We start from the raw sequence: 13,792 nt of genomic DNA, 5'->3' as shown, positions 1-13,792 counted from the left end.
ACCAGGCGTCGAAGCCGCCCGATGCATGGTTCGCGTGAAGGCGGCACCGCGAGGCGATCGCAACTCGCCGCTCATGGCGCCTTGCCAATTCCTTCACAAAGAACGGGGGCTTTCCGCCGTCGTTACATGGGCGGCCAGCTTTGCGGGGGTACCCTCAATGGCACCTTGCAGGAAGGAGGCCGTCATGACCGCGGAAACCAAGACCGCTTTTGATCATGTAAACGACACGGTGACCCAGCTCAAGGAGATGCGGCACTACTCCAAGAACTACGTGGAACTGCTGACCACGCAGTGGCTGCTGTTCGATGGTGAGCTTTCGAAGTTGAAGCAGGCGGGGAAGATCGAGGACCTGATGACCCGTCAGGGCGAGTTTCACGACGCGCTGGATGCGGTGATCGCCGAACTGGAGGCGTTGTCGGTGAAGCTGCAGCCACCGCCGGAGGAATGAGGCGGCACCACGCGAGGCGTCGAATCGACTGCGACGCGCTCGCCTTCCATCGTATATGTCGCCGCCGGATTGCCAGGCAACCGGCGGCTCGCGCTCACTTCGCCGCGACTTTGCCGCTCTCGCCGTGCATGTGCAGCAGCGACTCCATCAGCTGGTCGTCGGCGCTGGAGCACACGCCCAGCAGCACGACCTCCTCACACCCTTCCGCCGCGATGTAGGCGTGGCCCATGTTGGAGTCGATGTAGACCGACTGGCCGGCCTCGAGGACGATCGGGTCGTAGAACTCGGTATGCACCTCGGCGCGACCTTCGAGCACGTGGATGTACTCCTCGCCGGAGTGGTGCACCAGTTCGCCGAATTCCTCGATGCTCTTGGCGCGCACCCGCGTCACCACCGGGATCATGCGCTTACGGCGCAATTCGGGGCACAGGTAGAAATAGTCGTAGTTGGGCGTGGTGACCCGCACCGCGTCCTCGACTCGGCCGATGCTGCGACGCGCCGTCACCGCCGGCTCGGAAACGTTGTCGTGCTCGGCGAACAGTTCCGACATGCGGATGTTCAGGCGCTGGCTGATCTGCAGCAGCTTGTCGTAGGTCAGGCTCAGGCGGTCGTGTTCGACCTTGGACAGGGTCGACAGCGGGATGCCGCAGCGCTGGCTCATTTCCTTGAGCGTCCAGTCGTTGCGGGCGCGCAGGGCGCGCAAAAGGCTGCCGATGGTCGGGTGCTGCGATGTCATGCCGTGATGCTCCTGCAAGGGCCGGGGTGGGGGTTCCCGGTTCCGGGCGGCCTCAAGACCGTCTGCTGCCTATTCTAGGTGGAAACGACCGGAACAGGTTGACAATTCTCTAATCAGGATCATTATTTCGAAAAAGGTCGGTCAGTCTCTGCGCGTGGTGCCAGCCTGGCACCGATTCCGTGTCCACTGCCTTAGGGGGAAGTCCATTGAAGAAGCATCCAATCCGCTGGCGTCCGATGTGTTCGGCATTGCTGGCGATGGTCCTGGCCATTCCGGCAGTGGCTGCCGAGCCATCCGGCGTAGCGCCGGCCGGCCAAGGCCCTGCGGTAACGCCCACCCAGGTGCCCGTTCCGACGGCTCCGGCGGCCTCGGTAGCGCCGCCGGTCACCGCCGCTGACCGCCTGAGCGCGGCCGACCTGGAAGCCTGGCTCGACGGCTTCATGCCGTACGCGCTGGAGCAGACCGACGTGGCCGGCTCGGTCGTCGTCGTGGTGAAGGACGGCAAGGTGCTGCTGCAGAAGGGCTACGGCTACTCCGACCTGGCCAAGCGCGCGCCGGTCGATCCGGCTGGCACGCTCTTCCGCCCGGGCTCGGTGTCCAAGCTGTTCACCTGGACCGCCGTGATGCAGCTCGTCGAGCAGGGCAAGTTGAACCTCGACGAGGACGTCAACAAGTACATCGACTTCAAGATCCCGCCCTACCAGGGCAAGCCGGTCACGCTGCGCAACATCATGACCCACACCTCGGGCATGGAAGAGGTGATCCGCGGCCTGATCGCGAACAGCGAGAAGGAAATCGCACCGCTCGACGCGACCCTCAAGCACTGGGTCCCGGAGCGCGTGTACGCGGCGGGCTCCACGCCCGCGTACTCCAACTACGCCACGGCGGTCGCGGGCTACATCGTCGAGCGCACGTCGGGCCAGCCGTTCGACCAGTACATCGCGCAGCACATCTTCGCGCCGCTGGGCATGCAGCACTCCACCTTCAGCCAGCCGATCCAGAAGAACCTGCTGGCGATGACGTCGAAGGGCTACAAGAGGGCGTCGGAAGGCAAGGAGCAGCCGTACGAGTACATCAACCTCGCGCCCGCAGGCAGCCTGGCGTCGACTGGCGCCGACATGGGCAACTTCATGATCGCGCACCTGCAGCACGGCGCGTTCGGCGACCAGCGCATCCTGCGCGACGAGACCGCGCGCGAGATGCACGGGACCGGGCAGACCTCGGTCGGCCCGCTCAACAAGATGATGCTCGGCTTCTACGAAACCACCGCAAACGGCCACCGCGCGATCGCGCACGGCGGCGATACGCAGTGGTTCCACAGCGACCTGCAGTTGTTCCTCGACGACAACATCGGCATCTACGTCTCGACCAACAGCAGCGGCAAGGACGGCAGCGCCCGCCTGATCCGCGACGGCCTGGTCACCGGTTTCGTAAACCGCTACCTGCCGGGCCCGCCGAACGAAGCAAAGGGCATCGACGCCGCTACCGCCAAGCAGCACGCGCAGCTGCTCGCCGGCAGCTACAACAGCAGCCGCCGCGCCGATTCGAACTTCATGAACCTCGTGTACACCCTCGGCCAGACCAAGGTCAGCGTGAACGAGGACGGCACGATCAGCGTGCCGATGCTCGCCGGCTACAGCGGCGCGCCGAAGAAGTGGCGTGAGATCGCGCCGTTCGTGTGGCAGGACACCAACAGCGGCGACCGCCTTGCCGCCGACGTCGTCGACGGCCGCGTGACCCGCTTCAGCGCCGAGCCCATTGCCTCGATCATGGTGTTCCAGCGCGCCGCGTGGTGGCAGACCCCGGTCGTGTTCATGACGCTGCTGTTCGGCAGCCTCGCCGCGCTGCTGCTGACCGTGCTCGCCTGGCCGGCGTCGGCCCTGGTGCGCCGCCACTACGGCGTGCGCTATCCGCTGTCGGGCGTCGATGCGCGCGCGCACCGCTGGAGCCGCATCGCCTCGCTCGCCGTGCTGGTGTCGGTGGGCGGCATGGTCGCGATGATTTTCACGATGATGTCGGACCTGGCGATGATGTCGCCGAGCAAGGATGGCATGGTCATCGCCGTGCGCGTCCTGACCACGCTCCTCCTGCCGATCGGCGCCGCCATCGCGTTGTGGAACGCGTGGACCGTGCTGCGCAGCAAGCGTTCGTGGTGGGCCAAGCTGTGGGCCATCGTGCTCGCCGCGGCGTCCCTGGCACTGCTGTTCATCGGCATCGCCTGCCACTTGGTCGGCTTCAACGCGAACTACTGACCGTCCTTCCCGCGCGGCGGCCTTGCGCCGCCGCGCGTTTTCCGGAAAACAGCCTGTGATCAAGATCGACCGCGTCGAGCTCGCGCTGCGGAATGAGCTGCTGCGCTTGTCCGCTCCCTTCCGCATCTCCGGACACGTCTTCGAAGCGTCGCCGGTCACCATCGTCACCCTGCGCCAGGGCGATCACATCGGCCGCGGCGAAGCCGCCGGCGTGTACTACCAGCACGACGAACCGGCGGACATGCTGGTCAAGCTGGAATCCCTGCGCGATCGCATCGAGTCGGGCATCACGCGCGAGGAGTTGCGCATGCTGCTGCCACCCGGCGGCGCCCGCAATGCGGTCGACTGCGCACTGTGGGAACTCGAAGCCAAGATCGCCGGCGTTCCGGCCTGGCATCTGGCGGACATGGAGCGGCCGCGGCCGCTGCTCACCACATTCACGGTGGGCGCCGACGATCCCGACGTGATGGCGCAACGCGCGCTGGCCTACACGCATGCGCGCGCCATCAAACTCAAGTTGACCGGTGAGGTCGATCTGGACATCGAACGCGTGCGCGCGGTGCGCAAGGTGCGTCCGGATGTGTGGATCGGCGTCGACGCCAACCAGGGCTACGAGGCTGCCACGCTGTCACGGTTGTTGCCGGTGCTCGTTGCCGAAAGCGTGTCGCTGCTCGAACAGCCGGTCCGGCGCGGCCGCGAGGCGGAACTGGAGGGTATCGATCACGTCGTGCCGATCGCCGCCGACGAAAGCATCCTGCACCTGGGCGAACTCGAGACCCTGGGCCGGTATTTCGATGTGGTCAACATCAAGCTGGACAAGTGTGGTGGCCTCACCGAAGGCCTGCTGATGGCCCGGCGTGCGCGGGAGATGGGCCTGAAGGTCATGGTCGGCAACATGGTCGGCACCAGCCTCGCCATGGCGCCGGCGTTCCTGCTCGGCCAGTACTGCGATGTCGTGGACCTGGACGGTCCGGTGTTCCTGGTGCAGGACCGCGTGCCAGGGGTCGTCTACGCCGACGGCCATGTCGATTGCCCCGCCACGGTCTGGGGCACGCCGGACTCGGTGGTGTGAACGTGATCGCCGCGCCGCGCGCCATCGCCCGTTCGCACTGGTTCAACCAGCCGCCGGGCCTGGCGATCCTGTTCCTCACGCAGATGTGGGAGATCTTCTCCTACTACGGGATGCGCACGCTGCTCGTCTACTACATGACGAAGCAGTTGTTGTTCGGCCAGCAGCATGCATCGCTGGTCTACGGCGTGTACGTGGCGACGTTCTACTTCACGCCGATCGTCGGCGGCGTCATCTCCGATCGCTGGCTGGGGCGCAAGCGCTCGGTCATCATCGGCGCCGCGATCATGTCCATCGGGCACTTCCTGATGGCCTCGGAATCGCTGCTCTATTTCGCCTTGGCGGCGATCGCGCTGGGCAACGGCCTGTTCCTGCCCAGCCTGCCGAGCCAGATCGACGATCTGTACGCGAAGGACGATCCGCGTCGCGGCTCGGCGTACAACTTCTATTACGTGGGCATCAACGTCGGCGGCCTGCTGGCACCGCTCGTCTGCGGCACGCTCGGCGAGCTGTATGGCTGGCACTGGGGCTTCGGCGCGGCGGGCATCGGCATGTTGCTGGGCCTCGTGATCTATACGCTCGGTGCGCGCTGGTTGCCGCCGGAGCGGCCGAAGGCGCGCGACATCGAGCCAACGGCGCGCATGCCGCGCGATGCGATGCGCAAACGCATTCTCGCGCTGCTGGCGATCGGCCTGTGCGTCATGGTGTTCCGCGGCGCGTACGAACAGTCGGGCAACACGATCGCGTTGTGGGCCGACGTCGGCCTGGACCGCGCGGCCGGGGCCTTCACGATTCCGATGACGTGGTTCCAGGCGCTCAATCCGCTGCTGGTGATCTTTCTCACGCCGCTGCTCGTCATGCGGTGGACCAAGCAGGCGAGCGGCGGCCGCGAACCTTCGCCGGCGAAGAAGATGGCGATGGGCGCGTTCGTCGTCGCGTCCGCGTTCGCGATGCTCGCGTTCGTCGATGCGAGCGCGAGCGGGCATGCGCACTGGATCTGGCTCGCCGGGTTCTTCCTGCTGTTCACCGTCGGCGAACTGTTCATCCTGCCGATCGGCCTGGGCTTGTTTGCGCGCCTTGCCCCGGCGGGGCATGCGGCGACCACGATCGCCGCCTGGTACTTCGCCTCTTTCGGAGGAAACCTTCTGGCCGGCGCCCTGGGCACCTTGTGGAGCGCGATGGGGCACGCGGCCTTCTTCGGCGTGATGGCGGGGGTGGCGGCGACCGCCGGTTGCCTGCTGCGCCTGCTCGACGGTCCGGTGCTCCGGGCCGAGGCCACCAATGGCACGTCTTCTCCTGAGGCTGCCCACGCGTGATTGACAATTTTCCAATTAGGATGTTTACATCCTAATCAGGATAAGTGGAGCGGGCATGGCACTGGGTTTTTCCAGCATCGGGCGGCGACAGTGGATCAAGGCATTGGCCAGCTCGGCCATGGCTGCGGCCCTGCCGGTCCCGGTGCTGGCCGGGGCCGGAGTCCCGGTAATGCGCTATTCCGCTCGCACGCGCCGGCTGGTCGAGCGCAGCCTGGTAATCGACATGCTGGCGCCGCTCAAGCTGGATTTCCGGCCCGAGGCCTTCGCGCTGCGGCTCAGTGCCGATGACGCCGCGCAGTACCGCCGCTCCGGCATCACCGGTTTCCACCATTCCGTGGGCGTCAGCGGTCCCAATGCCCACGAGGACGTGCTCGCCTATCTGGCGGCGTGGCAGGGCTACGCTGGCCGCAATCCGGACACGTTCCGCCTGGTCGACACCGCTGCGGACCTCGACCGTGCCAAGGCGCATGGACGGGTCGCGCTGATGATGGGCGTGCAGAACTCCGAGCACTTCCGCACCGCCGCCGACGTCAAGACCTTCCACCAGCTCGGCCAGCGCTGCTCGCAGCTGACCTACAACGCGCAGAACCTGCTGGGTACTGGCGGCACCGAGCGTGTCGACAGCGGCCTGAGCGACTACGGCGTCGAGATCGTCAAGGCGATGAACGAGGTCGGCATGCTGGTGGACGTGTCGCATTGCGGCGACCGCACCACGCTGGATGCGATCGAAGTGTCGGCCAAGTCCATCGCCATCACCCATTCCAACTGCCGCGCGCTGAACAACCATCCACGCCTGAAGACCGACGAGGCGATCCGCAAGCTCGCGGCGAAGGGCGGTGTCATCGGCATCACCGGCGTGCGCAACTTCGTTCGCGACCAGGAACCGACCACGGTGGAGCACATGGTCGACCACATCGACCACGTCGCCAGGCTGGTGGGCATCGAACACGTCGGCATCGGTTCCGATGCCGACCTCCACGGTTACGACGACATGCCGGCCGACCAGCTCAAGACGCTGCGCGGCCTGTACAAGTCCAGCTACGCCTTCCGCGACAAGCTGGATACCGATGGTTTCGACCATCCGCAAAAGATCTACGAACTGACCGGGGCGCTGATCCGTCGCGGTTATTCCGATACCGACATCGGGCTGGTGCTGGGAGGCAACTTCCGGCGCTTGCTCGGTGATGTTCTTGGCTGACACACGCCGATCAACGGCGAACCTTTGGGAGAGGGGCATGCATAAGCACCACACGCGCGAACGGGCACCGATGCGCCGTTCGTTGACCACCGCGATCTCGTTCACCCTGGCGCTGTGCATGGCCGGGCCGACGCTTGCGCAGCAAGCCCCGGCCGAGTCGGCGGGAGATGCGGCTGCCGCGGATCCCGTGACGCTTGAGGAGGTCGTGGTCACCGCCAACAAACGCGTCGAGAACATCCGCGACGTGCCTTCGTCGATCAGCGTGATCGGCGAAGAGAAGATCGACAATTTCCACTCCACCCAGCTCAGCGATTTCCAGGCCTCGGTGCCCGGACTGGCCATCAGCAGCAACGGCGCACCGGGCAAGACGGCGGTGTCGCTGCGCGGTGTGTCGGCCCTGTCGTCCAGCGCCACCGTCGGCACCTACCTCGACGAAACCCCGCTGGGCTCCAGCGGCGTGTACCAGGCGGCCAACTTCTTCGCGCTCGACCTGCTGCCGTACGACATCCAGCGCATCGAAGTGCTGCGCGGACCGCAGGGCACCCTGTACGGCGCCAGCACGATGGGCGGCCTGATCAAGTACGTCACGGTCGAACCGGATCTTTCCCGCACCGAGTTCCGCGTCGGCGGCGGGCTGTCCAGCGTCAAGAGCGCGGGTGACCTGGGCTGGGATGCGCGCGTGGGCGCCAACCTGCCGCTGGTCACCGATCGCGTCGGACTGCGGGTGAGCTACGCCCGCAACGAATTGCCGGGCTACATCGACAACAGCGTCACCGGCCAGAAGGACATCAACGACGGCGACCAGACCAGCGCTCGCGCCGCCCTGCGCTGGCAGGAAGAAGCGTTCAGTCTGGACCTGGTCGCGATGCGCCAGACCATCGACAGCGACAACAACGCTCTCGTGGCACTGGACCCGGAGAGCCAGCAGCCGCTGTTCGGCGACCTGACCAACAGCGTGTTTGTGGACGAGCCGTTCAACAAGGACGTCGATTACTACTCGGCGACCGTGAACTGGGACATGGGCTGGGCCGATTTCGTCTCGGCCACGGGCTATTCCGAAACCAACAGCTTCATCCGCCAGGACTCGACCGTGCAGTTCGGCGAGGTCGCCAACCTCCTCCTGGGCCTGCCTGATCCGGGCGCGTCCAACTTCGATATCGGCCTGGACCTGGACAAGTTCACCCAGGAATTCCGCGTGGTGTCCAAGGCCGACGGCGCGTTCGAGTGGATGGCCGGCGTGTTCTACACCAAGGAAGACGCCGTCCAGACCCAGCGTGCCCAGCTGTACCAGCTCGATGGCTCGCCGTTGCCGGCGCCATTCGACAGCGTCGCCGGCACCCTGACGCTGCTGACGATTCCGAGCACCTACGAGGAAACGGCGGTCTTCGCCAACGGTTCGTACAAGTTCAACGACGTCTTCAAGATCGATGCCGGCATCCGCTATGCCGAGAACGATCAGGATTTCTCGCAGATCGTCACCGAGGGCATCCTGATACCGATCGGCACCACGTCCAACAGCTCGTCCGAGGACGTGTTCACCTGGAGCGTGAGCCCCCAGGTCAAGCTCAGCGAAGAAGCCATGATCTATGCCCGCGTCGCCACCGGCTACCAGCCGGGCGGCCCGAACGTGCTGGTGCCGGGCCTGCCCTCGCAGGTGGATTCGTCGACACTGACCAACTACGAGCTCGGCCTGAAGTCGCAGCTGTTCGACAACCGCGTGCTGTTTGACCTGACCGGCTTCTATATCGACTGGGAAGACATCCAGGTGGCTACGGTCGTGAACGGCATCTCCGGCCTGGTCAACGCCGGCAAGGCCAGCAGCACGGGCATCGAGTTGACCACGGTGTTCCATGCCACCGACCGCCTCGACCTGGGCCTCAACGGCGCCTACACCGATTCCAAGCTGGAGGAAAACTTCCCGGTGATCTCGGTACGGCAGGGAGCGGCCCTGGTGCAGATCACCAGCGGCCTGGAGGGCGACGCGCTGCCGTACGTGCCGGAATGGAGCTGGTCCGGTACCGCCGACTACACCATGCCGCTCAACAGCGACTGGACCGCGCACTTCGGTGGCGCGGTGCGCTTCGTCGATGAGACCGAGAACGGCACGACCAATCTCCAGGAAGTCTTCAACGCAACGACCACGCCGCCGACCCTGTTGCAGTCGACGAGGACCGAGCCGCTGCGGGTCGACGACTACTGGTCGCTGGATCTGAACGCCTACGTCAGCAACGACAACTGGACGTTCCGCGCCTACGCCAAGAACGTCACCGACGAGCGCGCATACCAGAGAATCAACGATGTCACCGCGTTGAGTGGTGGGGTGGACAACCTCGCCGCCGCGCCGATACAGCCGCGGACCGTCGGCATCGAGGTCGATTACAGGTTCTGAGTTCCGGCGCCGTGGATCCACGGCATCCAGGCCCCGCTGGCGCTTTGTGCGCCAGCGGGAGCCAGCACCGCCAAAGCAGGTATTTGAAGTTCAATGCCCCAGACCTCATCAAGCACGCCATCCTCGACCACGTCATCCTCAAGCGCGCCACCCCCGGTCGAAGCCCTGCCCGGACCCTACTTGCTGTTCCTGGGCGACACGACCGAGCCGGGATACGCCAAGACCGCCTTCGGCCTGCGGGACTGGGCCCGCGACCGCTGCGTGGGAGAACATGTCCTCGCCGGTGCGATGGTCAGCACGGGGCTCCCATCGCTGTCGCCTGCGCAGGCATATGCGCGTGGCGCGCGAGCGATGGTCATCGGCGTGGCGAATTCCGGCGGCTTCATCCCGGAGCACTGGGTCCCCGCGCTGGTGCAGGCGATGGAGGCCGGCCTCGACATCATCAGCGGCATGCATGCGCGGCTGCGCGACATCAACGGCCTGCGTGAAACCGCCGATCGTCTTGGTCGCCGCCTGATCGACGTGCGCCAGCCGCCTGCCGGCATACCGATCGCTTCGGGCCTGCCGCGCCAGGGCAAGCGCCTGCTGACGCTGGGCACCGACTGCGCGCTCGGCAAGAAATACACCGCACTGGCGTTGGCCCGTGCGTTCAACGCGCGCGGCGTCGATGCGACTTTCCGCGCCACCGGCCAGACCGGCATCCTCATCGCCGGCGGCGGCATTCCGATGGACGCGGTGGTCGCCGACTTCGCCGCCGGTGCCGCCGAGATGCTCTCACCCGACGCACCGGCCGATCATTGGGATGTTATCGAAGGGCAGGGCTCGCTGTTCCATCCGGCCTACGCCGGTGTTTCGCTGGCGCTGCTGCATGGCAGCCAGCCGGACGTGATCGTGGTCTGCCACGAGCCCGGACGCGAGTACATGCTCGGCCATCCGCGCTTCGCCGTGCCCAGCATCACCGACACCATCGAGCTGGCATTGCAGTTGGGCGCGCGCACGCGGCCGGGCATCCGATGCGCCGGTGTCAGCCTCAATACCTCGCGCCTGGACGAGGACATGGCCAATCGGCTGCTGGCGTGGGAAACCGATCGCCTGGGCATGCCGGTGGCCGATCCGATGCGCAGTGGCGCGTCCTTCGATCGTCTGGTCGAGGCCTGCCTGGCATGAGCGGCACCGCCGTGGGTGGCCCCGCTTCGAGTGGCACGTCGAGCTGGTTCCAGCGCCTGCTGTTGCCGGGATTCGCCTTCAAGGCGGCGGTGATCGGCGGCGGCTATGCCACCGGGCGGGAGCTGGCCGAGTACTTCATTCCCAGCGGCCCCCAGGGCGGCGTGATGGCGATAGCGGTCGCGATGGTGTGTTGGAGCGTGCTGTGCGCACTCACCTTCGCCCTGGCGCAGGCCACGCGCAGCTTCGACTACCTGAGTTTCTTCAACACGCTGCTCGGACCGTTCGCTTTCGTGTTCGAGATCGCCTACGTGGTGTTCATGGTGCTGATCCTGGCCGTGTTCGGCGCGGCGGCCGGCGCGATCGGACAGGCGATGTTCGGCTGGCCGGCGCTGGTCGGCACGCTGCTGTTGATGGCCGGCATCGGCGCCTTCACCGCGTTCGGCAACCGTTCGGTCGAGCGGTTGTTCCAGTGGGTCTCGTTCTTCCTGTATGGCGTGTACGTGCTGTTCTTCGTGTTCGTGCTGGCCGGCTTCGGCGGCCAGGCCATGGACCATTTCAGCACGCCCGTGCCGACCGACGGCTGGCTGTCGGGCGGCCTGACCTATGCCGGGTACAACATCGTCGGCGCGGTGATGGTCCTGCCGCTGGCGCGGCACTTCCGGTCGCGACGCGACGCGGTCGTGGCCGGCGTGCTGGCCGGCCCGCTGGCGATGCTGCCGGGCCTGCTGTTCTTCATCTGCATGATCGCCTGGTATCCGCAGATCGGCGAGCAGGCGCTGCCGTCGGACTACATCCTGCGCCAGCTGAACATGCCGGTGTTCCATCTGTTGTTCCAGATGATGATCTTCAGTGCGCTATTGGAAAGCGGCGCCGCCGCGGTGCATGCCGCCAACGAGCGCGTCGCCGCGACCTGGCGCGCGCGACGCGGTGTCGAGCTTCCCATTGGCGGGCGCTTCGCCATCGCCGTGGCGCTGCTGGTCGGTTCGATCTTCATCGCCGACCGATTCGGTCTGGTGACGCTGATCGCCAGCGGTTACCGCGCGCTGGCCTACCTGTTCCTGGCGGTCTACGTGCTGCCGGTGCTGACGATCGGCGTGTGGCGGCTGTTGCGGGCTTCGCCGCAGCCGGCCGTGGCCGCGCAACCCCATTCCTTGCAAGGAGATTGAACATGACCAGACGTTGTTTCGCGCTGCTGGCATCGACGTTGTTGACGAGTGCCGCATTCGCCGCGCCGCCTGCGGACCTGGATGCGCGCGTCGACGCCGCGATGCGGGCACACGGCGTGCCGGGCATGTCGATCGCGATCGTCGAGGGCGGCAAGCCCACGCTGACCAAGGGCTACGGCGTGCGCCGCCTCGGTTCGCCCGAGCGCGTGGACGCCGACACGATCTTCCCCACCGGCTCGACCGGCAAGGCGATCACCGCCGCCGCGCTCGCCGTGCTCGTCGACGACGGCAAGATCAAGTGGGACGACAAGGTCATCGACCACATGCCGTGGTTCCGCATGTACGACCCGTGGGTCACCAACGAGATCACGGTTCGCGACCTGCTCGTGCACCGCAGCGGCCTGGGCCTGGGTGCGGGCGACCTGATGTTCATCCCGACCTCGTCGCGCAGCCGCGCCGACACCGTGCGTGCCCTGCGCTACATCAAGCCCGCGACCAGCTTCCGCAGCGGCTATGCGTACGACAACGTGCTGTACTCCGTCGCGGGCCAGCTCATCGAGGAAGTCACCGGCCAGACGTGGGAAGTTTTCGTGCGCGAGCGCGTCCTCAAGCCCGCCGGCATGACGAGCTCGGTGACCGAGCAGTCCGCGCGCTTCGCCAATCCCAATCGCGCATGGCCGCATGCGCGCACCAACGGCCGCGTGCGCGGCATGGGCGAACAGGCGGTACTCGACGAACGCAAGACGCTCGGCGACAACGGGGCGCCGGCAGGCGGGTTGTCATCGAGCGCGAACGATCTCGCGCACTGGATGCAGGTGCAGCTCGGCCACGGCGCGTGGACCAACGAGGCCGGCAAGGAAGTGCGTGTGTTCAGTGAGCAGTCCGCGCAGCAGATGTGGACGCCCGTCGTGCCCACGCCCACGCCGAAGTACCCGGGCAAGCTGGCCGGAGCTGCGCCGAAGTTCTCCTCCTATGCACTGGGGTGGAGCGTGCGCGACTATCGCGGCGAGAAGGTCATCGAGCACGGCGGCGCGATCTTCGGCGTCTACACGTACATCGCGCTGTTCCCGGATCGCGACTTCGGCGTCGCGTTCCAGATGAACTCCGAGGACGTGCAGGTGATGCGTGGCGTGGCACTCGAGGTCATCGACCACTATCTCGGCGCGCCGAAGACCGACTGGGTCGCCGCGTTCGACGAGTTCCTGGACATGCGCACCGACGGCGGCCTGGCTGCACTCGACGCCGCCGCAAAGGCGACGCCCGCCGCGCAGGGCAAGCCGACGCTCGCGCAAGCCAGCTATGCGGGTCGTTATGCGGACCCGTGGTACGGCCCCATCACCATCACCAACGACAAGGGCGCGCTGCGCGTGAACTTCCTGCAGACGCCGGGCCTCACCGGCCGCCTGGAGCACGTGCGGTACGACACCTTCCGCACGGTGTGGGACAACCCGGAGTACGAACAGGCATACGTGAATTTCGGCCTGAATGCCGAGGGCAAGGTCGAGCGCATCACGATGAAAGCGATCTCGCCGATCGCCGACTTCAGCTGGGACTTCCAGGACCTGCTGTTCACGCCGTCGCCGAAATCTTGAGGGTGGAGGCGGGGGAGGTCGCAATCGAGCCGGGCTGGTAGCGCAATCGGGCCGGTTGTGCCGCCTCAGTGAGGCAGCGTCCGCTCCAGAAGGTCGCGGATGCGCGTGGCTTGCCCCGGATCGAAGGCCAGTCCCATGTGATCCACGGCGATACGGGCCACATGGGCTTCGACCACGATCGACTCGTCGTTGTCCATCTGGAAAAGCAGCTTCAACGGCGCGCCGTCGCCCGGGGTCCAGTCGTTGGACAGGGCCACGCAAGCGCCGCCTCGGGAAAGATTGAGCACCGTGGCATCGTGCTGGGTCCCGTTGGGAGTGATCATGGTCGCCAGCCGCACTTCATGTCGCGGCTGACGACGTCTGTCGGTGCCCGTGCTCATGCCGGCATGCTAGCGCCGATGATGGGCCGGAGCCGGGCTGTCATGCTCCCAGAGCACGCTTTCCGACCAACGGCGTGCG

At 66.3% G+C, this 13,792-nt stretch carries 11 protein-coding genes; 9 read left to right on the top strand and 2 right to left on the bottom strand.

The genetic code is table 11. From position 1 onward, the window contains the following. Positions 1 to 184 precede the first annotated feature (184 nt). Positions 185 to 448 carry a hypothetical protein gene (locus J2X06_RS10880; RefSeq protein ID WP_310062203.1) on the top strand — a complete coding sequence of 88 codons (264 nt, stop codon included), beginning with the start codon at positions 185 to 187 and terminating at the stop codon, positions 446 to 448. A 94-nt stretch (positions 449 to 542) separates the two neighbouring features. Here J2X06_RS10880 and J2X06_RS10875 read toward each other — a convergent pair whose 3' ends face one another. Next, positions 543 to 1,184, bottom strand: a complete 642-nt coding sequence (locus J2X06_RS10875; protein ID WP_310062201.1) for a helix-turn-helix domain-containing protein — start codon at positions 1,182 to 1,184, stop codon at positions 543 to 545. A 206-nt stretch (positions 1,185 to 1,390) separates the two neighbouring features. Between J2X06_RS10875 and J2X06_RS10870 the strand changes: the two genes are divergently transcribed. The 8 genes from J2X06_RS10870 to J2X06_RS10835 all read left to right on the top strand — a co-directional run bounded on the left by J2X06_RS10870 (position 1,391) and on the right by J2X06_RS10835 (position 13,333). Then, positions 1,391 to 3,436 carry a serine hydrolase domain-containing protein gene (locus J2X06_RS10870; RefSeq protein ID WP_310062198.1) on the top strand — a complete coding sequence of 682 codons (2,046 nt, stop codon included), beginning with the start codon at positions 1,391 to 1,393 and terminating at the stop codon, positions 3,434 to 3,436. A gap of 55 nt (positions 3,437 to 3,491) precedes the next feature. After that, the gene (locus J2X06_RS10865) at positions 3,492 to 4,508 is read left to right on the top strand and encodes a dipeptide epimerase (RefSeq protein WP_310062195.1); all 1,017 of its coding nucleotides are present in this window, start codon (positions 3,492 to 3,494) and stop codon (positions 4,506 to 4,508) included. Continuing rightward, positions 4,505 to 5,821: a peptide MFS transporter gene (locus J2X06_RS10860; RefSeq protein ID WP_310062193.1), complete on the top strand. Its 1,317-nt coding sequence runs from the start codon at positions 4,505 to 4,507 to the stop codon at positions 5,819 to 5,821. Before J2X06_RS10865 ends, J2X06_RS10860 begins: the two co-directional genes overlap by 4 nt. 55 nt (positions 5,822 to 5,876) lie before the next feature. Further along, positions 5,877 to 7,019, top strand: a complete 1,143-nt coding sequence (locus J2X06_RS10855) for a dipeptidase (protein WP_310062190.1) — start codon at positions 5,877 to 5,879, stop codon at positions 7,017 to 7,019. A 37-nt stretch (positions 7,020 to 7,056) separates the two neighbouring features. Then, the gene (locus tag J2X06_RS10850; RefSeq protein ID WP_310062187.1) at positions 7,057 to 9,408 is read left to right on the top strand and encodes a TonB-dependent receptor; all 2,352 of its coding nucleotides are present in this window, start codon (positions 7,057 to 7,059) and stop codon (positions 9,406 to 9,408) included. A 180-nt stretch (positions 9,409 to 9,588) separates the two neighbouring features. Next, positions 9,589 to 10,575, top strand: a complete 987-nt coding sequence (locus J2X06_RS10845; RefSeq protein ID WP_310062184.1) for a DUF1611 domain-containing protein — start codon at positions 9,589 to 9,591, stop codon at positions 10,573 to 10,575. Next, on the top strand, positions 10,572 to 11,741 hold the full coding sequence (locus J2X06_RS10840; protein WP_310062180.1) for a YkvI family membrane protein: 1,170 nt from the start codon (positions 10,572 to 10,574) through the stop codon (positions 11,739 to 11,741). The genes J2X06_RS10845 and J2X06_RS10840 overlap by 4 nt, the downstream gene beginning before the upstream one ends. A 2-nt stretch (positions 11,742 to 11,743) precedes the next feature. Further along, the gene (locus J2X06_RS10835) at positions 11,744 to 13,333 is read left to right on the top strand and encodes a serine hydrolase (protein ID WP_310062178.1); all 1,590 of its coding nucleotides are present in this window, start codon (positions 11,744 to 11,746) and stop codon (positions 13,331 to 13,333) included. A 65-nt stretch (positions 13,334 to 13,398) separates the two neighbouring features. Here the strand turns inward: J2X06_RS10835 and J2X06_RS10830 are convergent, their stop codons facing one another. After that, entirely contained in the window at positions 13,399 to 13,713 is a 315-nt protein-coding gene (locus J2X06_RS10830; protein WP_310062175.1) for a PilZ domain-containing protein, read from the bottom strand. Between the last annotated feature and the right edge of the window lie 79 nt (positions 13,714 to 13,792).

This window comes from Lysobacter niastensis (genome assembly GCF_031457115.1).
Taxonomy (GTDB): domain Bacteria; phylum Pseudomonadota; class Gammaproteobacteria; order Xanthomonadales; family Xanthomonadaceae; genus Lysobacter_J; species Lysobacter_J niastensis_A.
This window is presented reverse-complemented; position numbering and strand designations above follow the sequence as displayed.

Excerpts from the sequence above, each read along its gene's own strand:
- J2X06_RS10880 (WP_310062203.1), top strand. The coding sequence starts at position 185 with ATGACCGCGGAAACCAAGACCGCTTTTGATCATGTAAACGACACGGTG.
- J2X06_RS10875 (WP_310062201.1), bottom strand. The coding sequence starts at position 1,184 with ATGACATCGCAGCACCCGACCATCGGCAGCCTTTTGCGCGCCCTGCGC.
- J2X06_RS10855 (WP_310062190.1), top strand. The coding sequence starts at position 5,877 with ATGGCACTGGGTTTTTCCAGCATCGGGCGGCGACAGTGGATCAAGGCA.
- J2X06_RS10850 (WP_310062187.1), top strand. The coding sequence starts at position 7,057 with ATGCATAAGCACCACACGCGCGAACGGGCACCGATGCGCCGTTCGTTG.
- J2X06_RS10840 (WP_310062180.1), top strand. The coding sequence starts at position 10,572 with ATGAGCGGCACCGCCGTGGGTGGCCCCGCTTCGAGTGGCACGTCGAGC.
- J2X06_RS10835 (WP_310062178.1), top strand. The coding sequence starts at position 11,744 with ATGACCAGACGTTGTTTCGCGCTGCTGGCATCGACGTTGTTGACGAGT.
- J2X06_RS10830 (WP_310062175.1), bottom strand. The coding sequence starts at position 13,713 with ATGAGCACGGGCACCGACAGACGTCGTCAGCCGCGACATGAAGTGCGG.